Source organism: Pseudomonas sp. AIG (genome assembly GCF_977020205.1).
Genome location: NZ_CDROCK010000153.1, coordinates 1 through 366 on the forward strand (window position 1 = coordinate 1; position 366 = coordinate 366).

The window sequence follows — 366 nt, forward strand, 5'->3', positions numbered from 1 at the left end:
CCGGCGGAATCAGCGCGATCAGCCGTCCGACCTCGTCGTAGCGGTATTCGGTGACGGCGCCCAAGGCATCCTGCTCGGCGATCAACCGCCCGGCATCGTCATAGGCCTTGAGCTGCTCGCCACCGTCGGCCTCGACCTTGCGCACCAGCCGCGCACGCTCGTCGTGCACGTACGTTTCTTCGGTGCCATCGACGTAATGCACCGCGACGCTGCCGTCGTCATTCCAGACGTAACGCGTGTCCATCTGCGAAAACGACGCCCAGTGGCGCACGCAACGCGCCGCTTTCCCCGACCGCTCCCACTCCCAGAAAAAACTCGCGCCGCCAGCCAGTTGCCGCTGCAGAATCACGTGAGCGTCGTCGTAGT

1 protein-coding gene is annotated in these 366 nt (G+C 65.0%); it reads right to left on the bottom strand.

The genetic code is table 11. The features are described 5' to 3' along the window. On the bottom strand, positions 1-366 hold a 366-nt coding region (locus tag ACWR1S_RS30940), incomplete at both ends, for an RHS repeat domain-containing protein (RefSeq protein ID WP_454566153.1).